At 54.2% G+C, this 21,660-nt stretch carries 22 protein-coding genes; 10 read left to right on the forward strand and 12 right to left on the reverse strand.

Annotation, left to right across the window (positions count from 1 at the left end):
• Positions 1 to 57: 57 nt before the first annotated feature.
• Positions 58 to 1,080 carry an SPI-2 type III secretion system effector deubiquitinase SseL gene (sseL, locus tag ACLD11_RS08410; protein ID WP_411014781.1) on the forward strand — a complete coding sequence of 341 codons (1,023 nt, stop codon included), beginning with the start codon at positions 58 to 60 and terminating at the stop codon, positions 1,078 to 1,080.
• A 392-nt stretch (positions 1,081 to 1,472) separates the two neighbouring features.
• On the opposite strand, the gene ACLD11_RS08415 is transcribed toward sseL, so the two are convergent.
• Both ACLD11_RS08415 and ACLD11_RS08420 read right to left on the reverse strand, forming a co-directional pair.
• Entirely contained in the window at positions 1,473 to 2,711 is a 1,239-nt protein-coding gene (locus tag ACLD11_RS08415) for a nicotinamide mononucleotide deamidase-related protein YfaY (RefSeq protein ID WP_411011480.1), read from the reverse strand.
• Positions 2,712 to 2,825: 114 nt separating this feature from the next.
• On the reverse strand, positions 2,826 to 3,368 hold the full coding sequence (locus ACLD11_RS08420; RefSeq protein ID WP_001670658.1) for a YfaZ family protein: 543 nt from the start codon (positions 3,366 to 3,368) through the stop codon (positions 2,826 to 2,828).
• A 278-nt stretch (positions 3,369 to 3,646) separates the two neighbouring features.
• Here ACLD11_RS08420 and nudI point away from each other — a divergent pair, with 278 nt between their 5' ends.
• On the forward strand, positions 3,647 to 4,072 hold the full coding sequence (nudI, locus tag ACLD11_RS08425; RefSeq protein ID WP_001249902.1) for a nucleoside triphosphatase NudI: 426 nt from the start codon (positions 3,647 to 3,649) through the stop codon (positions 4,070 to 4,072).
• Between the two features lie 44 nt (positions 4,073 to 4,116).
• Here nudI and pmrG read toward each other — a convergent pair whose 3' ends face one another.
• The gene (pmrG, locus tag ACLD11_RS08430) at positions 4,117 to 4,722 is read right to left on the reverse strand and encodes a lipopolysaccharide core heptose(II)-phosphate phosphatase PmrG (protein WP_411011481.1); all 606 of its coding nucleotides are present in this window, start codon (positions 4,720 to 4,722) and stop codon (positions 4,117 to 4,119) included.
• Positions 4,723 to 5,007: 285 nt separating this feature from the next.
• On the opposite strand from pmrG, the gene arnB reads away from it, so the two are divergent.
• Genes arnB through arnF form a run of 7 tightly spaced genes read left to right on the forward strand, consistent with a single transcriptional unit; the run spans position 5,008 to position 12,360 of the window.
• Positions 5,008 to 6,147, forward strand: a complete 1,140-nt coding sequence (arnB, locus tag ACLD11_RS08435; protein ID WP_411011513.1) for a UDP-4-amino-4-deoxy-L-arabinose aminotransferase — start codon at positions 5,008 to 5,010, stop codon at positions 6,145 to 6,147.
• 2 nt (positions 6,148 to 6,149) lie between these two features.
• Positions 6,150 to 7,133 carry an undecaprenyl-phosphate 4-deoxy-4-formamido-L-arabinose transferase gene (gene arnC, locus ACLD11_RS08440; RefSeq protein ID WP_411011482.1) on the forward strand — a complete coding sequence of 328 codons (984 nt, stop codon included), beginning with the start codon at positions 6,150 to 6,152 and terminating at the stop codon, positions 7,131 to 7,133.
• Complete coding sequence (gene arnA, locus ACLD11_RS08445; RefSeq protein ID WP_411014782.1) at positions 7,130 to 9,112, forward strand: bifunctional UDP-4-amino-4-deoxy-L-arabinose formyltransferase/UDP-glucuronic acid oxidase ArnA; 1,983 nt, start codon at positions 7,130 to 7,132, stop codon at positions 9,110 to 9,112. The genes arnC and arnA overlap by 4 nt, the downstream gene beginning before the upstream one ends.
• A complete protein-coding gene (gene arnD / locus ACLD11_RS08450) occupies positions 9,109 to 10,008 on the forward strand; it encodes a 4-deoxy-4-formamido-L-arabinose-phosphoundecaprenol deformylase (protein WP_411014783.1) in 900 nt (299 codons plus the stop codon). The genes arnA and arnD overlap by 4 nt, the downstream gene beginning before the upstream one ends.
• Positions 10,005 to 11,651: a lipid IV(A) 4-amino-4-deoxy-L-arabinosyltransferase gene (gene arnT / locus ACLD11_RS08455; RefSeq protein WP_411014784.1), complete on the forward strand. Its 1,647-nt coding sequence runs from the start codon at positions 10,005 to 10,007 to the stop codon at positions 11,649 to 11,651. Before arnD ends, arnT begins: the two co-directional genes overlap by 4 nt.
• On the forward strand, positions 11,648 to 11,983 hold the full coding sequence (gene arnE / locus ACLD11_RS08460; RefSeq protein ID WP_411014785.1) for a 4-amino-4-deoxy-L-arabinose-phosphoundecaprenol flippase subunit ArnE: 336 nt from the start codon (positions 11,648 to 11,650) through the stop codon (positions 11,981 to 11,983). The genes arnT and arnE overlap by 4 nt, the downstream gene beginning before the upstream one ends.
• On the forward strand, positions 11,983 to 12,360 hold the full coding sequence (arnF, locus tag ACLD11_RS08465; protein ID WP_000538692.1) for a 4-amino-4-deoxy-L-arabinose-phosphoundecaprenol flippase subunit ArnF: 378 nt from the start codon (positions 11,983 to 11,985) through the stop codon (positions 12,358 to 12,360). The genes arnE and arnF overlap by 1 nt, the downstream gene beginning before the upstream one ends.
• On the opposite strand, the gene pmrD is transcribed toward arnF, so the two are convergent.
• From pmrD to ACLD11_RS08510, 9 genes are all read right to left on the reverse strand, one after another.
• Positions 12,355 to 12,612 carry a signal transduction protein PmrD gene (gene pmrD / locus ACLD11_RS08470; RefSeq protein WP_000455132.1) on the reverse strand — a complete coding sequence of 86 codons (258 nt, stop codon included), beginning with the start codon at positions 12,610 to 12,612 and terminating at the stop codon, positions 12,355 to 12,357. The genes arnF and pmrD overlap by 6 nt on opposite strands.
• 97 nt (positions 12,613 to 12,709) lie before the next feature.
• Entirely contained in the window at positions 12,710 to 14,077 is a 1,368-nt protein-coding gene (gene menE / locus ACLD11_RS08475) for an o-succinylbenzoate--CoA ligase (protein WP_411014786.1), read from the reverse strand.
• Entirely contained in the window at positions 14,074 to 15,036 is a 963-nt protein-coding gene (gene menC / locus ACLD11_RS08480) for an o-succinylbenzoate synthase (RefSeq protein WP_411014787.1), read from the reverse strand. The genes menE and menC overlap by 4 nt, the downstream gene beginning before the upstream one ends.
• Positions 15,036 to 15,893: a 1,4-dihydroxy-2-naphthoyl-CoA synthase gene (gene menB, locus ACLD11_RS08485; RefSeq protein ID WP_000640013.1), complete on the reverse strand. Its 858-nt coding sequence runs from the start codon at positions 15,891 to 15,893 to the stop codon at positions 15,036 to 15,038. The genes menC and menB overlap by 1 nt, the downstream gene beginning before the upstream one ends.
• Positions 15,894 to 15,907: 14 nt before the next feature.
• Positions 15,908 to 16,666 (reverse strand): 2-succinyl-6-hydroxy-2,4-cyclohexadiene-1-carboxylate synthase, encoded by a 759-nt coding sequence (menH, locus tag ACLD11_RS08490; protein ID WP_219557941.1) that lies wholly within the window; start codon positions 16,664 to 16,666, stop codon positions 15,908 to 15,910.
• Positions 16,663 to 18,333, reverse strand: coding sequence for a 2-succinyl-5-enolpyruvyl-6-hydroxy-3-cyclohexene-1-carboxylic-acid synthase (gene menD / locus ACLD11_RS08495; RefSeq protein WP_000116392.1), 1,671 nt, complete (start codon positions 18,331 to 18,333; stop codon positions 16,663 to 16,665). The genes menH and menD overlap by 4 nt, the downstream gene beginning before the upstream one ends.
• A gap of 85 nt (positions 18,334 to 18,418) precedes the next feature.
• Positions 18,419 to 19,714, reverse strand: coding sequence for an isochorismate synthase MenF (gene menF / locus ACLD11_RS08500; protein WP_000555675.1), 1,296 nt, complete (start codon positions 19,712 to 19,714; stop codon positions 18,419 to 18,421).
• Between the two features lie 101 nt (positions 19,715 to 19,815).
• On the reverse strand, positions 19,816 to 20,121 hold the full coding sequence (gene elaB / locus ACLD11_RS08505; RefSeq protein ID WP_001519663.1) for a stress response protein ElaB: 306 nt from the start codon (positions 20,119 to 20,121) through the stop codon (positions 19,816 to 19,818).
• 54 nt (positions 20,122 to 20,175) lie between these two features.
• Complete coding sequence (locus tag ACLD11_RS08510) at positions 20,176 to 20,637, reverse strand: GNAT family N-acetyltransferase (protein WP_080108212.1); 462 nt, start codon at positions 20,635 to 20,637, stop codon at positions 20,176 to 20,178.
• A 60-nt stretch (positions 20,638 to 20,697) separates the two neighbouring features.
• Between ACLD11_RS08510 and rbn the strand changes: the two genes are divergently transcribed.
• Positions 20,698 to 21,615: a ribonuclease BN gene (gene rbn / locus ACLD11_RS08515; RefSeq protein ID WP_411011487.1), complete on the forward strand. Its 918-nt coding sequence runs from the start codon at positions 20,698 to 20,700 to the stop codon at positions 21,613 to 21,615.
• Positions 21,616 to 21,660: the final 45 nt, after the last annotated feature.

Below are 21,660 nucleotides of genomic sequence, written 5' to 3' on the forward strand. Positions count from 1 at the left end.
ACAAATAATTATACATTACAATATTCGCTACTCTCGCCTATCAGGAAACAGAGCAAAATGAATATATGTGTAAATTCACTTTACCGATTGAGCATACCGCAATTTCACAGCTTATATACAGGAAATGTGAGCGAGGAGACGCTTGCGTTGTTGTTTAGCGCAGTAGAGAACGGTGATCAGAATTGTATTGATCTGTTATGCAATCTTGCGTTACGCAACGATGACCTGGGACATAGAGTTGAGATATTTCTTTTTGATCTCTTTAGCGGAAAAAGATCGGGCTCACCAGATATAGATAAAAAAATCAATCAGGCTTGCCTTGTATTACATCAAATTGCTAATAACGATATAACAAAAAATAATACTGACTGGAAAAAGCTACATATCCCTTCCAGATTGCTTTATATGGTCGGTTCCGCGACAACCAACCTTTCTGAACAAATAGGAATAGCACATCAAATTATGGGCAACCAGTGCGCTCAGACAGTTCACGAACAAGTCGGAATTGATAATCTTTGGTGTGGCGCGCGAATGTTGTCGTCAGATGAGCTGGCAGCTGCAACGCCAGGTCTGGTTCAAGAGTCATCTCTTCTCTCGGTAAACTATCCTATTGGGCTTATTCACCCTACCACCGAAGAAAATATGTTAAGCACTCAGTTACTTGAAAAGATTGCTCAATCAGGATTATCAGACAATGAAGTCTTCCTGATAAATACAGGAAATCACTGGATTATCTGCTTATTTTACAAACTTGCGGAAAAAATAAAATGCCTTATTTTTAACAGTTATCATGATTTAAATCAAAATACTAAGCAAGATATTATAGAAGCAGCAAAAATTGCAGGCATATCAGAAAGCGATGGGGTTGATTTTATTGAAATGAATTTACAAAAGAATGTACCCAACGGCTGTGGTCTATTTTGTTACCATGTAATTCAACTCTTATCGAATGCCGGGCAAAACGATCCTGTTACCATACTACGAGAATTTGCGGAAAATTTCTTAACGCTTTCAGTAGAGGAACAAATACTATTTAACATCAAAACCCGGCGACAAATATATGAATACAGTCTCCAGTAATGGAGAGTACTTAGAGCCTATCCCATTAGGCTATTTTATTCGCCATTTTGGGACCGGGCAGTGCTCAAAATCCTCACGTACTACGTGTACGCTCCGGTTTCTGCGCGCTGGCTAGCCCCAAACTGGCTTCAACAATTACGCCTGGTGGGATAGGCTCTTATCCTGAAATGATGCCCTGCGAAGAATTTATAAGTATATAAGGGTGGGAAGGCCAGGCCTTCCCACTAAAAGTTCTATACCCTTCATACTTCAAGTCGCTTATGTGTTGGCTACGGATTACTCGGCCCATCCATGGGCCTCGCCCTGACGGGCCGTCGCACGCGACGTTCAAATCTGCTCCCGGCAGATTTGTCGTTCACCCCAGTCACATAGTTATCTATGCTCCTGGGGACTCACTCCCTTGCCGCCTTTAAGCAACTCGAATTATTTTGGGTATATGCCGTCAATGATTCAACCACGTCTATCCAGCCATGCTCGCTGGTAATGACCTCGCCATTAAGCCAGCGGCGCAGCATATTTAGCGCCATCATCGCGCAGACCTCCTGACGTATTGCCAGACTATACCGATTGGCGCTAAAACGCACGCGTAAGGCATACGTGCCATCCGGCGTCGCCAGCGCGAAATTAAGATGTTCGTTTTCCAGCCCCGACACGGCCAGCGCCAGACCGGCATAATGATTGCTGCGTCGTTCTGTCGTCCAGTGCGCCGTTTGCGCCAGCGTCTCTTCCTGAGAAGGAACGACTTCGCTGGCAAGAACCGGCGCCCCGGCGCGGGAAAGCTGTAGCGCCAGTAAACCGCTGGTGTATTGCTCGCTCAACGTCAGACTCAACTGCCTTTCCTGCAGGCAGCGGGCTATTTGCGCCGGCAAATTTTCCGTACCTTCAAAAATCAGGTTCTGCCCGGCAACCCGTTTGACCTCTGGCCATAACGCCAGCATCGCCTCCCGTTGCGTCGCCGGGCCGGTCAACTTCAGTTCAATGATCGGCATTGATGAGCGATACCCCATCGTCACGCCGGGCGGCAACGGCAGTGAATCGAGACGCTGCGCGAGGTCACTTTCTGAACGTCCAAAAGTCGTTAACCGCAGGCAAAGCGGCGGCTCCGGCAGCGAAAAACGCGCGCGTAACCGCGGTAAGATTTCCTTCTCCACCATAATCTTAAATTCCGACGGTACGCCGGGGGTGAAAAACATCAGGCAGCGGTTGAGCTGTAGCGCAAATCCACAGGCAGTGCCGACCGGATTATTAATAAACTCCGCGCTGGCAGGCAGTTCCGCCTGTTTACGGTTGCTCGGCGCCATCACGCGACCACGCTGCTGAAAGTAACGTTCCATTTCGGTCAGCCACGCCTGGTGCAGTACTAATCCTTCGCCTTTTGCCGTTGCCGCGGCGAGCGCGCTTAAATCATCGCTGGTCGGCCCTAACCCGCCATTAACAATCAAAACATCAGCATGTTGACTGCGTTCACGCAAGATAGCGACCAGACTGTCCAGATTATCGCCTACCGTATTTCGCCGTGATAACGGAACGCCCTGATGAAAGAAAAAATCAGCCAGCCAGGCGGCATTGGTGTCAACGATTTGTCCGTGCAACACCTCATCCCCGGTGGATAGCATTTCCACATTTAGCATTGTGTTCTCCTGCTCTTATGATGAAAACACTATAACGCAAAGACGAATATGACGTGGAAAGAAGAATGACGGGAAAAGGAGGAATATGGCGCGACGATTGCCGCGCCGTTAGCATCAAAAACTGGCGTTTACGCCAACATAAGGGCCGTCAGCAATCGCATTATCGCGGTTGCCGTCTTTACCCGCCAGGTTCAGGTAACGATAACCGGCTTCAATGCTCAGCGGGCGCATAATGGTGAAACGCGCGCCTGCATTCGCTTCTTCATAACTGTCGATACCGCTGGACAGCGAATCTGGTGAATAATAATACTCGCCGAACAGACGGAAGCTGTTGCCGATTTTCCATTGTAGCCCACCGCCGACAGCCGCCGCATAGCCTTCATCGCTGTCTTTCGGATTGGTATAAATACCTTTACCGCCGACCGTCGCCAGCAGCGGTCCCACCGGAATGTTCAGCCCCAGACCAACGCCCGCAGCGTCGCCATCATCATCGTTGTGCATCCAGTTGCCGCTTAGCGCCAGTCCCGTCGATTCCGTACCAAAACCCACGCCAATGTTGGTGTAATCTTCGCCCGCCTGGCCGCTAATACTGATGGCCTGCGCCGATGCAGAAACGAACAGCATTCCGGCAAAACCTAATAATATGCTTTTTTTCATTTTTACCCTTTCCAGCAAGCACATAAAGAAAAACTCCCCAAAACGGCAGAATTGTACTGCCAGACGCTGAGGAATCAATGCACTAAGAAACCATTCCAAAAACATATTGTAACGAAATACTACTTTCGCCATGCCGCATCATTGCGCCATCACATGGCGACGCCTGCATCAACTGGATTAACAAAAAACGCAGTCTGCGTTATCACTTCCATTTTTCACAAAGAATTTCGCAGAACGATTTGTTAAGCTGATGACCTGGTGGTTTAAGGAAGCGACTTATGCGTCAACGAACTATAGTTTGCCCATTAATTCAAAATGATGGCTGTTATCTGCTGTGCAAAATGGCCGACAACCGCGGCGTCTTTCCCGGTCAGTGGGCGCTGTCGGGCGGCGGGGTCGAGCCAGGCGAACGTATTGAAGAGGCGCTGCGTCGGGAGATTCGGGAGGAACTCGGCGAGCAACTGATTCTGAGCGATATTACGCCGTGGACCTTCCGCGACGATATCCGCGTTAAAACCTACGCTGATGGCAGACAAGAAGAGATTTATATGATTTATCTCATCTTCGACTGTGTTTCCGCTAATCGCGATATATGTATTAACGACGAATTTCAGGACTACGCCTGGGTCAAGCCAGAAGAACTGGCGCTGTATGATTTGAATGTAGCGACACGCCACACATTAGCATTGAAAGGGTTATTATAATGACGACAGCCGCTTCAGGCTGTCTTTACGCTTTTAACATGCGGCTAGCCGGGAACAAATTCACCATCTAAAAAGAGTTTTCCGTTTTCCGCATGCATAACGAGCGCATTAAGATAGTCCGGATCAAACTTTACGCCGCGCTTATTTTTTGCAATATACGTCAAACAATGATTATGGGTAAAAATGACTATATTTTTATTCTGCGACTTTTTCAGTAACGTATTGATTGAAGCATAAATACCGCTGCCGCAATCCATCATTTTTTTATCCACCGTAAGCGACCTGCCTGCGGAAAACCAGGTTGCCGACTGGATGGTACGCACCGTATTACTGGAATAGAGACTGTAATTTTGTATATCGGCACTGAAGGCTTTACCCAGCGCTCTGGCATCTTGCGCACCGTTGACCGTAATCCCCGTACTGTCTGACAGGCAGGTATTATCGGAACGATCGCATCGCTCGGCATGGCGGAATAACACGACTACCGGATGCTGCTTCGCCAGCGCCGCCAGCGCTTTACCGTTAATCTGCGGTAGACCGTTACCACTCCAGGCATGTTGTGAGATCAACCCGGCGATAATAACCAACGCCCCCGCCAGAGTCGCGAGATAGCGTTTGTTTTTAATAAAGCGTAGGGTAAATGCCAGCACATTAACCTCTCAGGCAAACAGTGCAGCTAACTTAATAGCAATACGATTAAAGACGGAAGACCAGACCAGAAACATAAAACAGCTTTTTGACAGGCATAAAGTGCCTTAAACTTTCGGCGAAAGCAAAGCATAATTCCATTAAAAATTATATTTTTACTTCACCTTAATTTCTTAATGTTAATTTAATATTCATCCAGTAGGGTTCAGCTAAATGCGTTAAAAAATAAGCCCTTTTCTATTGCCGAAATATTTGAAAAGCGGCGTTCAATGGCTGAAGGAAAAATGATGTCGGACTTTTTGCCTTTCTCTCGTCCGGCGATGGGCGCGGAAGAGCTCGCTGCCGTTAAGACCGTACTGGACTCAGGTTGGATAACAACCGGCCCGAAAAATCAGGAACTGGAAGCGGAGTTTTGTCGGCTAACAGGCAATCAATATGCCGTTGCCGTCAGTTCAGCCACTGCCGGTATGCACATCGCGTTGATGGCGCTGGGCATTGGTGAAGGCGACGAGGTCATTACACCGTCAATGACGTGGGTTTCTACGCTAAATATAATCGTTTTACTCGGCGCGACCCCCGTCATGGTCGATGTCGATCGCGATACGCTGATGGTCACGCCTGAACATATCGAAGCCGCGATTACGCCACAAACCAAAGCAATTATTCCCGTCCACTACGCTGGCGCGCCCGCCGATCTGGACGCTATTTACGCTCCTGCCGAGCGTTATGGCATCCCGGTGATTGAAGACGCGGCGCACGCGACAGGAACCAGCTACAAAGGTCGCCACATTGGCGCCCGGGGCACCGCGATTTTCTCCTTCCACGCCATTAAAAACATTACCTGCGCTGAAGGCGGTATCGTTGTCACGGATAACCCGCAATTCGCCGATAAACTGCGCAGTCTCAAGTTTCACGGGCTTGGCGTTGATGCCTGGGATCGACAGAGCGGTGGACGCGCGCCACAAGCGGAAGTCCTGGCGCCGGGCTACAAATATAATTTGCCCGACCTCAACGCCGCTATCGCGCTTGCTCAGTTACAGAAACTGGATGCGCTTAACGCTCGCCGCGCCGCCATCGCAGCGCAGTACCACCAGGCAATGGCAGACCTGCCTTTTCAGCCTCTGAGCCTTCCGTCGTGGGAGCATATTCACGCCTGGCATTTATTCATTATCCGGGTCGATGAAGCCCGCTGCGGTATTACCCGGGATGCTCTGATGGCATCGCTGAAAACGAAAGGCATCGGCACAGGGCTGCATTTCCGCGCCGCGCATACGCAAAAATATTATCGCGAACGTTTCCCAACGCTCACGCTGCCTGACACCGAGTGGAACAGCGAGCGGATCTGCTCACTGCCGCTCTTTCCGGACATGACCGAGAGTGACTTTGATCGGGTCATTACCGCCCTTCATCAGATAGCAGGACAATAAGCATGTTTGACGCCGCCCCCATAAAAAAAGTCTCGGTAGTTATTCCTGTCTATAACGAACAGGAAAGCCTGCCGGAATTGATAAGACGCACCACCGCCGCCTGCGAGAGTCTGGGCAAAGCGTGGGAGATTTTATTGATAGATGATGGTAGCAACGATAGCTCGGCGGAGCTGATGGTTAAGGCGTCCCAGGAGGTCGGTAGCCATATCATCTCTATTTTACTCAACCGTAACTACGGTCAACATGCAGCGATTATGGCGGGGTTTAGCCATGTAAGCGGCGATCTTATCATTACGCTGGATGCCGATCTGCAAAACCCGCCGGAAGAGATCCCGCGCCTGGTGGCGAAAGCCGATGAAGGGTTCGATGTGGTAGGCACCGTGCGCCAGAATCGACAGGACAGCCTGTTTCGCAAATCGGCGTCAAAAATTATTAATCTGCTGATCCAGCGCACAACGGGCAAAGCGATGGGCGATTACGGCTGCATGTTACGCGCCTATCGCCGCCCTATTATCGATACCATGTTGCGCTGCCATGAACGCAGCACCTTTATCCCTATTCTGGCCAACATTTTCGCTCGTCGGGCTACCGAGATCCCGGTGCATCACGCTGAACGTGAATTTGGCGATTCTAAATACAGTTTTATGCGTCTCATTAACCTGATGTATGACCTGGTGACCTGCCTGACGACGACGCCGCTGCGCCTGTTGAGCCTGCTGGGTAGCGTTATCGCCATTGGCGGGTTTAGCCTGTCGGTATTGCTTATTGTACTTCGCCTGGCGCTGGGACCGCAGTGGGCGGCGGAAGGCGTATTTATGCTCTTTGCCGTTCTGTTTACCTTCATCGGCGCGCAATTCATCGGTATGGGACTGCTGGGCGAATACATCGGTCGCATTTATAACGATGTCCGCGCCCGCCCCCGCTATTTTGTTCAACAAGTTATCTACCCGGAAAGCACGCCGTTTACTGAGGAAAGTCACCAATGAAAGCCGTTATTTTTGCCTATCACGATATAGGATGTCAGGGCGTGCAGGCCGTACTGGATGCCGGGTATGAGATTGCCGCGATTTTCACTCATGCCGACAATCCTGCGGAAAACACCTTTTTTGGCTCCGTCTCCCGGCTGGCGGCAGAATTAGGGATTCCGGTTTATGCGCCGGATAACGTAAACCATCCTATCTGGGTCGACCGCATCGCTGAGCTTGCGCCGGATATTATTTTTTCGTTCTATTACCGCAACCTGTTAAGCGAAGAAATTCTGCACCTCGCCCCGGCTGGCGCATTCAATCTGCACGGTTCTCTATTACCTGCCTATCGTGGCCGTGCGCCGCTAAACTGGGTTCTGGTTAACGGCGAAAGCGAAACGGGCGTAACGCTGCATCGTATGGTCAAACGTGCCGACGCCGGAGAGATTGTCGCCAGTCAACGCGTCGCTATTGCGCAGGACGATGTTGCGCTTACCTTGCATCATAAGCTATGTCAGGCCGCGCGCCAGTTGCTTAATAGCATCCTGCCCACCATGAAATGCGGCGATATACCTTCTGTTCCCCAGCGTGAGTCTGACGCTACGTATTATGGTCGCCGCAGGCCGGAAGATGGCCTTATCGACTGGCACAAACCGGTCTCCACGGTGCATAACCTGGTGCGGGCGGTAGCCGCCCCCTGGCCCGGCGCGTTCAGCTATAACGGCTCGCAAAAATTCACTATCTGGTCTTCCCGAATTTGTCCGGATGCGCAGGGCGCGCTTCCCGGCTCGGTAATTTCGGTCTCTCCGCTGCGGGTCGCCTGCGCCGATGGCGCGCTGGAGATTATTACCGGCCAGGCCGGAGACGGTATTACTGTACAAGGCTCGCAGCTTGCACAGACGCTTGGTCTGGTGGCGGGCGCGCGTTTGAACCGTCCACCAGCGACCAGCGGTAAACGTCGCATTCGCGTTCTCATCCTCGGCGTCAACGGTTTTATCGGCAATCATTTGACCGAACGGTTACTGAATGAAGAGAATTACGAGGTCTACGGTATGGATATCGGCAGCAACGCCATTAGCCGATTCCTGCTCCACCCTCGCTTTCATTTCGTGGAGGGAGATATCAGCATCCACTCAGAATGGATCGAATATCATGTCAAAAAATGCGATGTCGTACTGCCGCTGGTAGCAATTGCTACCCCGATTGAATACACCCGCAACCCGCTGCGCGTCTTTGAACTTGATTTTGAAGAAAATCTGCGGATTATCCGTTATTGCGTGAAATACCGTAAACGCGTGGTTTTCCCGTCTACCTCTGAAGTGTACGGCATGTGTACAGACGCCTCTTTTGACGAGGACAAATCGAATCTGATCGTCGGGCCGGTGAATAAGCCGCGCTGGATTTACTCCGTTTCCAAACAGCTTCTCGACCGGGTGATTTGGGCTTATGGCGAAAAAGAGGGATTGCGCTTCACGCTTTTCCGTCCCTTTAACTGGATGGGGCCGCGGCTGGATAGCCTGAACGCGGCGCGTATCGGCAGTTCACGCGCGATAACGCAGTTGATTCTGAACCTGGTAGAAGGGACGCCGATCAAGCTTATCGACGGCGGTCAGCAGAAGCGCTGTTTCACCGATATTCGTGACGGGATCGAAGCCTTATTCCGCATTATTGTGAATGATGGCGATCGGTGCGATGGCAAAATCATTAATATCGGCAACCCTGACAACGAAGCCAGTATTCAGGAACTGGCAACGCTGTTGCTCGACAGTTTTGATAAGCATCCGCTGCGCTGCCATTTCCCACCGTTTGCCGGTTTCCAGGTCGTCGAAAGCCGTAGTTATTACGGCAAGGGTTATCAGGATGTCGCACACCGGAAACCCAGTATCGACAATGCCAGGCGCTGTCTGGGCTGGGAACCGTCTATTGCGATGCGTGATACGGTTGAAGAAACGCTGGACTTCTTCCTGCGCAGCGTAGATGTCGCGGAACGCGCATCATGACGAAAGTCGGTTTACGCATTGACGTTGATACCTTGCGAGGAACGCGTGAAGGTGTTCCCCGGCTGCTGGCGACATTGCATCGCCACGGCGTTCAGGCCAGCTTTTTCTTCAGCGTCGGGCCGGACAATATGGGACGTCATCTTTGGCGTCTGATAAGACCACGATTTTTATGGAAAATGCTACGTTCAAACGCCGCTTCGCTCTACGGCTGGGATATCCTGCTGGCCGGTACCGCCTGGCCGGGAAAAAATATCGGCAACGCCAATGCCGGGATTATTCGTGAAACGGCAACATACCATGAGACGGGACTACATGCCTGGGATCACCATGCGTGGCAGACTCACAGCGGCCACTGGAGTATCCGCCAGCTTGAAGAAGATATTGCGCGCGGCATAACGGCGCTTGAGGCCATTATCGGAAAACCCGTCACCTGCTCAGCCGCGGCCGGCTGGCGAGCGGATGGGCGCGTTGTTCGTGCGAAAGAGCCGTTCAACCTGCGGTATAACAGCGATTGCCGTGGAACCACCTTATTCCGTCCGCTACTGATGCCGGGCCAGACAGGGACGCCGCAAATCCCCGTTACCTTACCCACGTGGGATGAGGTTATCGGCCCCGCCGTTCAGGCGCAGTCGTTCAATACCTGGATTATCTCCCGTATGTTGCAGGACAAAGGCACGCCGGTATATACCATCCATGCGGAAGTCGAAGGTATTGTCCATCAGCCGCTGTTTGAAGATTTGCTCGTTCGTGCACGTGACGCGGGGATCACCTTTTGTCCTCTGGGCGAACTGCTGCCGACATCGCCTGAGTCTCTGCCGTTGGGGCAAATTGTACGTGGACACATCCCTGGCCGTGAAGGTTGGCTGGGGTATCAACAGGCCGCGAGCGCCTCATGATGAAATCGATACGCTATTATCTGGCTTTCGCCGCATTTATCGCGCTCTACTATGTTATTCCTGTCAATAGCCGTCTGCTCTGGCAGCCGGATGAAACGCGCTATGCCGAAATAAGTCGGGAGATGCTGGCGTCTGGCGACTGGATCGTGCCGCATTTTCTGGGATTACGTTATTTTGAAAAACCGATAGCCGGTTACTGGATAAACAGTCTGGGTCAGTGGCTTTTTGGCGCCACCAATTTTGGCGTGCGGGCTGGCGCTATTTTAACGACATTGCTGGCCGCAGCGCTGGTGGCGTGGCTGACGTTCCGCTTATGGCGGGATAAACGTACCGCGTTGCTCGCCTCCGTTATCTTTCTCTCCCTCTTTGCCGTTTACAGTATCGGGACGTATGCGGTACTCGACCCGATGATCGCGCTTTGGCTTACGGCCGGGATGTGTTGTTTCTGGCAGGGGATGCAGGCCACGACCCGAACGGGCAAGATTGGGATGTTTTTACTACTGGGCGCAACCTGCGGTCTGGGTGTATTAACTAAAGGCTTCCTCGCCCTGGCCGTACCGGTGGTGAGCGTGCTGCCGTGGGTTATTGTCCAGAAACGCTGGAAGGACTTTTTGCTTTACGGCTGGCTAGCGGTCTTGAGCTGCTTTGTGGTTGTCCTTCCCTGGGCGATCGCCATTGCGCGACGCGAAGCCGATTTCTGGCATTACTTTTTCTGGGTGGAGCATATCCAGCGATTCGCCATGAGCGATGCCCAGCATAAGGCCCCTTTCTGGTACTATCTGCCGGTACTGATCGCGGGAAGTTTACCGTGGCTGGGATTACTGCCTGGCGCGCTTAAACTGGGCTGGCGCGAGCGAAACGGCGCATTCTATTTGCTCGGATGGACGATCATGCCGCTTCTCTTTTTCAGCATTGCGAAAGGGAAACTGCCCACCTATGTTCTTTCCTGTTTCGCACCGATAGCGATACTCATGGCGCGCTTTGTCCTGCATAACGTAAAAGAAGGCGTCGCCGCGCTACGTGTCAACGGCGGGATCAACCTGGTGTTCGGGTTAGTCGGGATCGTCGCGGCGTTTGTCGTCTCCTCATGGGGCCCGCTGAAATCGCCGGTGTGGACGCATATCGAAACCTATAAAGTTTTTTGCGTCTGGGGCGTCTTTACTGTTTGGGCGTTTGTGGGCTGGTATAGCCTCTGTCATAGCCAAAAATACCTATTACCCGCGTTTTGTCCGCTGGGACTGGCGCTGCTGTTCGGCTTTTCCATCCCCGACAGGGTGATGGAGTCCAAACAGCCCCAGTTTTTTGTCGAAATGACCCAGGCGCCTTTGGCATCAAGCCGCTATATTCTTGCCGACAACGTCGGCGTCGCCGCCGGGCTGGCCTGGAGTCTGAAACGAGACGATATTATGCTCTACGGACACGCGGGCGAACTCAGGTATGGTCTTAGCTATCCTGATGTGCAGGATAAATTCGTTAAAGCCGACGATTTTAACGCCTGGCTCAACCAGCATCGTCAGGAGGGCATTATTACGCTAGTACTTTCAATAGACAAAGACGAAGACATCAGCGCTCTTTCCCTTCCCCCTGCGGACAATATTGATTATCAGGGGCGTCTGGTGTTAATTCAGTATCGGCCTAAATGATCGGCATCGTTCTGGTGCTTGCCAGTCTGCTCAGCGTTGGCGGTCAGCTCTGCCAGAAGCAAGCGACACGGCCATTGACGACAGGCGGACGCCGCCGCCACCTGATGCTATGGCTGGGCCTGGCGCTGGTATGCATGGGTGCAGCGATGGTGCTGTGGCTGCTGGTGCTACAAACCCTGCCGGTGGGAATTGCTTACCCGATGTTGAGTCTGAATTTTGTCTGGGTCACGCTGGCGGCATGGAAAATCTGGCATGAACAGGTTCCGCCCCGCCACTGGTTGGGCGTCGCATTGATTATCAGCGGCATTATCATTCTGGGGAGTGCGACATAATGGGCGTAATGTGGGGACTGATAAGCGTTGCGATTGCCTCCCTCGCCCAGTTGAGTCTGGGATTCGCCATGATGCGACTGCCATCGATAGCGCATCCGCTGGCGTTTATTTCCGGGCTGGGCGCATTTAATGCCGCGACCCTGGCGCTATTCGCCGGTTTGGCGGGGTATCTGGTTTCCGTCTTCTGCTGGCATAAAACATTACACACGCTCGCGCTCAGCAAAGCCTATGCGCTGCTGAGTCTCAGCTATGTGCTTGTCTGGGTAGCCTCAATGCTGTTACCCGGTTTGCAAGGCGCCTTCAGCCTAAAAGCGATGCTCGGCGTATTGTGTATTATGGCGGGGGTAATGCTGATTTTTCTGCCCGCCAGATCATGAAGGCTTACGCGTCAACCTCTGCCATTCGTCGCAGGAATAACAGCGTGCATCAACGATTTTTAAGGTCTGGTGTTTTTCCCGATTAATACAATACTGCGCATCCTGTAAAGGCGACAGGATATCGCCGGGACTCAGTAATATCATGGAATTCGCCTCGGCGATCATTTTTAGCGAACCGCCGCTATCGCACAGCACCAGAACATGGCACGCCCTCTTTTTGACATAATGCGATTTCTTAACCAACCATTCCATAGCGCCCCCGTTTCACGCTGATTGTTCATAACACGTTACACATCAACGGATAAACAAAACGGCAATAGCGATGGAATGGTTGTATATTAACCTAACATTAATTTTTACAGCTCTCACACACCCACTGCTGGAGCGCACGGCGAGATATTTTAATCCCTCCGTTTTTCAGTTCTGACGGCAGCGTCAACCAGCGAACCGGCTGCTGAAAACGCGCCAGCTTATCGCGAACCCATTCAGCGAGGTTCACGTCTCCGGCCTGTGAGGCATACTCCACAACCGCAACGGGACGATGGCCAAACTCTTTATCTTCTACCGGCACGACGAAGGCTTGTTGCACCAGCGGATGCGCGTTAATAACGCGTTCGACTTCCTCCGGCTGAATGCCTTCGCCGCCGCTAAAGAACAGGTTGTCCAGCCGCCCGGCGATGGTTAGCCTGCCGAGGTTCAGCTCGCCGCGATCGCGCGTGGCAAACCAACCCTCGTCATTAACCAGCGGGATCAGTTTGCCATCACGCCAGTAACCTTCTGCCATACTGGCGGCGCGCAGCCAGACTTCATTATCGACGATTCTGATCTCTCTGCCGGGAAGCGGCGCGCCCACATCATCCGAACCATCGGCCTCTTTGGCGCATACCGTAGACGCGAACTCCGTGAGCCCATACCCGCACCAGCAACGAATCCCTTGTTTGCTGGCCTGGTCGGTGAGTTCAACCGGAATCACCGCGCCGCCGAGCAAAACGGCTTTCAGCGTCACCGCCGCCCGATTCGCCAGCAGCCGCCATAGCTGCGTCGGCACCAGCGAAGCATGAGTACACCCTGCCAGCATCTGCTCCAGCGGTTGCTTATCGCGTACCGTCATGCGCGCCCCGGCGAAGAGCCAACGCCACATAATACCCTGCCCGGATACATGAAACAGCGGCAGCGATAGCAGCCAGTCATCCTGAGGGCCAAACGGCATTAGCGAAAGCACCCCCTGCGCGCTGGCAAGATGCGCCTGGCACGTATGTACAGCCGCTTTTGGCAATCCTGTGGAACCCGATGTCAGCGTCATAGAAACCAGACGCTGCGGTTGCCAGGCCACGGCATACGCCGCTGTGCTCTTTTGTATCTGCAACGCGGTTAACCCGGAAAATACGTTTTCGCCTTCCAGTGTCAGCGCAAAACGCAGCGTTAACTTCGGCACCAGCGCCTCCAGCAATGTCTGGGGCAACTTCGGATTGACGGGCAGAACCCGCGCGCCGCACTGCATCAGCGCAAGCCATGCCAACAGAGTGCGCGGCTGATTCCCGGCGCGCAGCAGAACACCGTCGCCCTCGCGTACGCCCTGCGCGGCAAACCCGCCCGCCAGCGCATCAATACGCTCGCAGAGGGCGCGCCAGCTTAGCACTTCATCGTTCAGGCGCAGAGCGGGCGCCTGACTGTGAACCTGACGCCAGTGGCGCCACGGCCAGTCCGTGAATGTCATAACAGTCGTTCCAGCTCATCACGCTTCAGACAAGGCAACGCGCTACCGGGCCAGGGACGAACCTGTTGCGCCTGCATCAGATGCAAGGTATCCAGTCCGGGCAGCGTTCCCGGCGTCAACCAGGCGGCAATCCGCGCCAGTTGCGTCAGGCCGAGGCTGGACTCGATCGAAGAGCTGATGACCGCCGTCAGTCCCAACGCATGGGCGGCAGCGACTTGCTCACGCACTTTATCAAGCGATCCGGTCAGCATAGGTTTGATAACCACAGCCTTGACGCCCTCTTCGGCTTCAAAGGTGAAATCCGCTTCGCGCAGACTTTCGTCCCAGGCAATCGCGATGCCGGTTTCACGGGCAAAGGCGCGGGAATCATCCCGCGTCTTACACGGTTCTTCGAGAAAGGCGATACGAGCGCGGTAGTCCGGATTAACATACTTTGCGAACTGTTGGGCTTTTAGCGGCGTCCAGGCGCGATTCGCATCCAGACGCAGATGCAGATCCGGGATCGCCTCCAGCAGCAAATTAACCACCATGCCGTCACGTACCGCTTCATAGAGACCCACTTTGACCTTAGCGATTTTCTCGCCGGGCATATCGGCAAGCCGCAGCACCAAATCGTCAGGATCGCCAGTGCATAACGGCGCGGCTCGATAGTCCGCCGCCTCCGGCAAGACGCCAGTCAGTTCCGCCAGCGCGCAGCTTGCGCCAAACGCGACCGAAGGCATCTCCGGTAATCCCTCGCTCCCCTGAAGCCAGTCGTTCACCCATGTCAGGAGCGCCGTCTGCGCCTCTTCCCACGTTTCCTGACTGAAGCCCGGCAGCGGGGAGATCTCTCCCCATCCCTCACGCTCGCCGTCACGCAGACAAACATACAGCCCATCGCGAGTTTTTAACCGCCTGTCGCGCAGAACCACCCCCGCGTCCATGGGGATCTGCCAGCGGTATACCTGCGCGCTACGCATTATGGGTTCCGTTTGAATTTGCTGAAGTCAGGCTGACGCTTCTGGTTAAAGGCGTTACGGCCTTCCTGCCCTTCTTCCGTCATGTAGAACAGCATGGTAGCGTTGCCCGCCAGCTCCTGCAGCCCGGCCTGACCGTCACAATCGGCATTCAGCGCGGCTTTCAGGCAACGCAGCGCCATCGGACTGTTTTGCAACATTTCGCGGCACCAGCGCACGGTCTCTTTTTCCAGATCCGCCAGCGGAACAACGGTGTTAACCAGCCCCATGTCCAGCGCCTGTTGCGCATCGTACTGGCGGCACAGGAACCAGATTTCACGCGCTTTCTTCTGACCAACGATACGCGCCATATACGAAGCGCCCCAGCCGCCGTCAAAGGAGCCGACTTTCGGACCGGTCTGGCCGAAGATGGCGTTTTCCGCCGCGATGGTCAGGTCGCACATCATGTGCAGCACATGACCACCGCCGATGGAGTAACCCGCGACCATCGCGACAACCGGTTTTGGACAGGTGCGAATCTGGCGCTGGAAATCCAGCACGTTCAGGTGATGCACGCCGGAGTCATCCTGATAACCGCCGTAATCGCCGCGCACCTTCTGGTCGCCGCCCGCGCAAAATGCTTTATCGCCTTCGCCGGTCAGAATAATCACGCCCACGTTGTCGTCGTAACGGGCATCCGCCAGCGCCTGAATCATCTCTTTGACGGTCAACGGACGAAATGCATTGCGCACCTGCGGACGATTAATGGTGATTTTTGCAATACCGTCGGTGGATTTTTCATAACGAATGTCGGTGTAACCCTCCGAGCAGTCGTGCCATTCTACCGGTGCGTAAAGCATTGTTTCATCAGGATAGATCATAGTGTGTCCTTTAGTCAGAGACGCAGAATCTGAGCCAGACTGTCTACCACGCCAGCGGGGTTTTCCCGATGCGCGTTGTGTCCGGCGTTACGAATAACATGGCATGTCGCCGCCACTTCCTGCGCCAGGGCGCGGAATTTGCTGTCGCGTTCGCCACATAAATAATAAAACGGAAATGCCAGCGCGTTGAGCGCCTCGCGTAAATCCGGCTGGGCGGCAAGCGATGTCGCCTCCAGCATCGCAGCCAGCGTTTCGCCGTTATTCTGGCTACGCAGCACCGTCAGCGCCTGCCTTTGCTGCGCCGTCAGCGAGGCGAACACCGGCTGCTGATACCAGTCGTGAAAAACCTCAGTCAGGGGTTCACGACGAAAACGCTCTGCCCAGCGCCCGTCGGACAATCGTCTTTCAGCGCGCGCCTGTTCATTTTGCAGCCCCGGATGACCGCCTTCGACCACCAGGCCGCACAGGCCTGGTATTCCCTGGCAGGCTGCCATCATCGCCACCCGGCCGCCAAGAGAGTATCCCACCAACCAAAACTTTAGTATGTTGTAACTAATTAACGTAGCGCGCAGTAATCTGATGACATCGGCAAATCCGCCGACCGGAATAGCCGCAGATCCGCCATGTCCCGGTAAGTCAATATAGAGCCGCGAACAGCCGTGAAACTGTTCGCCAACCGGCTGCCATTCACGGCAATCGCCAGAAAAACCGTGCAGGAAAACCAGCGAGGGCGCCCCAGGCTGTCCGGGCATGTGCTGCGCGTGCAACATCATAGATGGCTTACCTGAGCCAAAAGTTGCTGCAACGTCTGCGCGCCGTCCGTATCGTTTACCACCAGCTCAATCACCGTCGTCGCCGGGGTTCGCCACGCGCCAGCCAGCGCAGACTCCAGTTCTTCCCAGTTTTCCGGGCGATGATAGCGCAGGTTAAACATGGCGGCCGCATGGTCAAAATGGACGTTTTGCGGCATCAAATAAAAGCGCTCACGCTTGCTTTGCGGCGTCGGCAGCAGGGAAAAGATCTGCCCGCCGTTATTGTTGACCACAATCAACACAAACGGCGCGGATACCTGACGTAGTAATGCCAGCGCGTTAAGGTCGTACAGCGCGGATAAATCGCCGACGATAGCCAGCGTCGATTTGGCGCTGGCGCGCTGCACGCCCGCCGCTGTGGAAAGCAGGCCGTCAATGCCGCTCGCTCCGCGATTGCTGTATACCGGATAGCCGGCCGGCAACTGTGACAGCGCGTCGATCAGACGCACCACCAGACTATTGCCCACGAACAATTGCCCCTGCTCCGGCAAATAATCGCGGATACGGTGCGCCAGCTGCGCTTCGCCAAAGGTGTCTCGCTGCGCGACCACCCGTTGCCACGCCAGTTCCGCCAGACGCGGGATCTCTACACACCACGGTTTACGTTTTTCCGCCGGATGCAGTTCCAGCCAGTCGGCGATTTTCGCTACCAGTCTGCGTCCACGATGGTGCGCCGGGTCCAGACGACCTTCAATATTGTCGATTACCCAATACTCTTCCGGCTCGCAGGTTGCCTGCCATTGCAGTAAGCGTTTTCCGGTAAGGCTACTGCCAAGCTGGACGACAATCTGCGCCTGCTGCAGTTCGGTCACCGCTTTGGCGTTGCCGAGCCACAGGTCGGCGCACGGCAGCGGCTGCCCGGTTTGCGACAATACGTCGCCAATTAATGGCCATCCCAGAGTTTGCGCCCACTGCGCCACTTTTTTGCCTTCTTCCGCGCTCATACGCCCGGCGACGACGACGCCGCGTTTTTGTCGCCAAAAGAACCAGTCGCGCTGTTTGTCGCTTTCCAGTCGACGCGCTTCGCGCAGCCAGGGTTTTTCATCCTGCCACCAGTCGCCGAGACGCTGCTGCCAGACCAGACCGGTGTCATTCATATCGCCATACAGCGGTTCGGCAAAAGGACAGTTAATGTGCAGCGCGCCCGCATGAAGCATGGCGAGCGCATTGTCGATGGTCGACACCAGCCAGCGCGCCGGAATATCCTGCGTGGGACGCGGCAACGACAGCGTTTGGGAGGGGTGTGAGGCAAACATCCCCGCCTGACGGATCGCCTGGTTGGCGCCGCAGTCAATCAGCTCCGGCGGGCGATCGGCGGTAAGTAAAATGAGCTTCTCGCCCGTCAGACCCGCCTCAATCAGCGCCGGATAAAGGTTCGCCACGGCGGTACCTGAAGTGACAATAACGGCAACCGGCTGTTGGCTGACTTTCGCCAGCCCTAACGCCAGATGACCAAGCCCACGCTCATCAAAGTGCGTATGGTGAATAAAAGCAGGATTCTCTGCCGCCGCCAACGTGAGCGGCGTGGAACGGGAACCAGGGGCGATACAAACATGCCTGACGCCATGACGGGTTAAGGCTTCCAGGATGACCGCCGCCCAGCGCCGGTTAAATGCACTTACTGACATGAGTTTGTCCGGTATCAATCATTGGGACTAAGTATAAAGAGCTGCAAAAATGGATTATTGATATGGGTCGGGAATATGTGACTCATTACACATCCATCTGCAATAAGGTACGTAACCCGGCCGCTTTATTATCTATTTCCTGCCATTCCTGTTCCGGATCGGAGCCGCGGACGATTCCCGCGCCGGCATACAATCGCACCACATTGGCCGTCACTTTGGCTGAACGTAACGTCACGCAAAACTCACTTTGCCGCGTGGAGAGATAGCCTGCCGACCCGGCATACCATTCACGTTCGAACGGCTCATGTTGTTCTATAAAACAACGCGCGGGTTCACGAGGGATCCCGGCGACCGCCGCGGTAGGCTGTAACTGGTGCAGGCAGAGCGTGTCGTCCGCCTGATTAAGCGCCGTCCAGATACAGCGGCGCAAATGCTGTACCTTGCGCAGTCTGAGCACCTGCGGCGGCAGCACATCCAGCGAGTGGGTGCAATTTTGCAGTCGCTGGCAGATGTCTTCGACAACCAGCATATTTTCTCGCTGGTTTTTATCGTCTTTCATTAACCATTCGCCAAGCTGCCAGGCTTTATGGTTATCCGGATGGTTCGCCACCGTCCCGGCCAGCGCTTCGGTACGCAGCGCCGTTTCACGCCGCCGCCAGAGCCGCTCCGGCGATGAGCCCAGAAAGGCGGTATCGGCGGAAAAAGCCATAAAAAAGTGGTAGCAGTTGAGATTTAAACGACGACTGGACGCCATCATCGCGGCGGCATTGACCGGACGGGAGAATTGTAAGTCGGTGGCCCGCGCCAGCACAACTTTATCAAACGCCTCTTGCGCAATGGTGTGGGTGGCCTGCTGAATTAGCTTCACCCAACCGTCTTTGTCCGGCCAGTGCTGTTCGCTCGTGAGCGAAAGGCGCAGCGCCGGAACAGGCTTAATACCGACCAGAGAAGCGAGAAACGCTTTCGCCTGGCGCGCATCATCGCGTAGCGAAACGTCACTGTGCAGATGTAAGCGTAAGGTCGCCGTACCCCCGCTACGTCGCCACTCCAGCCGCGGCAGCAATAAGTAGCCCTCTTTCGGCTCGAACGCATTCAGCCCCCAAATACGCAGGTCAGGCTGCGCGTGCTGACGTAAAAACCGTTGCGCCAGATCGAGCGATGAAAAAACGGTGATTGCCCCGAGAACGGCAGCTTCTTCGTCGCCATTACGCTGTTGCCAGTAGAATTGCGGAAAGGATGACTGGCTGGCCAGCCAGCTCAATGCATCGAAGGCATCGTTTAAAGGGAAAGGCGCATCGAAAACGCAAAGCCCTGGCGTCGCCGGTATCTCTTGCGATAGCTGACGCGTCAGATTTTCCAGCGCAGTAGTAATAGAATGCACGCGGCCCCTCCCTGTTAAAAACCCCACATTATACGGGGTACTGCCCTAAAAAAGCAGTACCTCATTTAGGGAGGGTTGCAATTCTGTTCAGTGGGAGGGATTTAGCGCCGCGCCAACAGCAGCCCAAGTACCAGTCCTACCGCCGCGCCTACGCCAATACCCTGCCAGGGTTTTTCATGAACGTAGTCATCCGCTTTATAAACGGCCTGCTTTGCCCGGTAATAATAGCTATCCGACGCATGGCTTACGCGGTTTTTCACCTCTTCCAGCGCTTGTTCCGCGCGGGCTTTCAGCTCAATGTATTTTTGATCGGCGGGATCGCCTGAGGAACGTAAAATCTCTTCCAGCGTTTCGCTGAGCAAAGTCAGATCATCATCAACACGTGATTCACCAAATTGATATGACATTCTCATTCTCCGTTGTGTTAACACCTGCTCCTAACTATAGTCAACGGTTTCGGTTTATGCCTGATGAACCTCCCGCGCCATTCCCCGGTGCGGAATGCCGTCTTCATCATAAACATCGGTGACAGGAATAAAACCGAACTGCGCATAAAAAGGTTGCAGATGCGCCTGCGCCCCCAGATATAGCGGCTTATCCGGCCAGTGCCGCCCACAAGATTCCAGCGTTTTCGCCATTAATTGCTGGCCCAGTTTCGCCCCTCGCCAGGCATCGCTGACGATCACCCGGCCAATGACAACCGGGTCTGATTCGTTATCGCTTTTCAGAATCCTCGCATACGCCACCAGCTCATCCTGATGCCAGCCCAGAATATGCCGATTGTCGCCGACTAAATCATCGCCATCCACATCCAGGTAAGGACAGCGCTGTTCTACCACAAAGACCGCACAGCGCAATTTGAGTAACGCGTAAAGTTGAGGAACGGTAAGTTCGCTATGGTGGAGATCCTGCCAGTCAATCATGATGCGCTCCTGTGTTGTGGTAATCTTGGGTTAAACGATAACCAAACGTGTATGGACAAGATGGAATTAATTTTTTTAGGTACGTCCGCAGGCGTTCCCACGCGCTCACGCAATGTAACGGCAATTTTATTACATCTGCAACATCCAACGCAGCCGGGAGTATGGCTTTTTGATTGCGGCGAAGGGACACAGCATCAAATGCTTAATACCGCGTTTCATCCCGGTAAGCTTGAGCGCATTTTTATCAGCCATCTTCACGGAGATCATCTGTTTGGCCTGCCGGGTCTGCTATGCAGCCGGTCGATGGCGGGGAATCCCCATCCGCTAACCGTATACGGACCTCAAGGCGTGCGTGAGTTTATTGCAACCACACTGCGCCTTAGCGGTTCATGGACCGATTTTCCGTTGCAAATTGAAGAAATTAGCGCAGGCGATATTCTTGACGATGGTCTGCGTAAAGTGACCGCGTTCAGGCTGGAGCATCCACTGGAGTGCTACGGATATCGCGTTGTTGAACATGACAAGCCTGGCGCGCTGAATGCCAGGGCGTTAAAAGCCGCAGGCGTTACGCCCGGCCCGCTGTTTCAGGCGTTGAAGGCAGGAAAAACCGTCACGCTTGCCGATGGAAGGCAGATCAATGGCGCCGACTACCTTGCTCCCGCCGTGGCCGGGAAATCAGTGGCGATTTTCGGCGATACCGCGCCCTGCGAGGCCGCCCTCGCGCTGGCGCAAGGTGTGGATGTGATGGTCCATGAAACCACGCTGGATACGTCAATGGAGGAGAAAGCCAACGCTCGCGGACACAGCTCCACCCGTCAAACCGCGACGCTGGCGCGGGAAGCTGCCGTCGGTCGGCTGATCATGACCCATATTAGCTCACGCTATGACGATAAAGGCTGTCAGCGCTTACTGGCGGAATGCCGCGCTATTTTCCCGGCGACGGAACTGGCTTACGATTTTTCTATTTTCCCGGTTTAGCGCTCCATTTTTTGTCCTCATTGCCGATAACACTAAAAAAGGCAG

It is taken from the genome of Salmonella sp. 741265116_PST (assembly GCF_046567715.1).
Classification (GTDB): Bacteria; Pseudomonadota; Gammaproteobacteria; order Enterobacterales; family Enterobacteriaceae; genus Salmonella; species Salmonella enterica.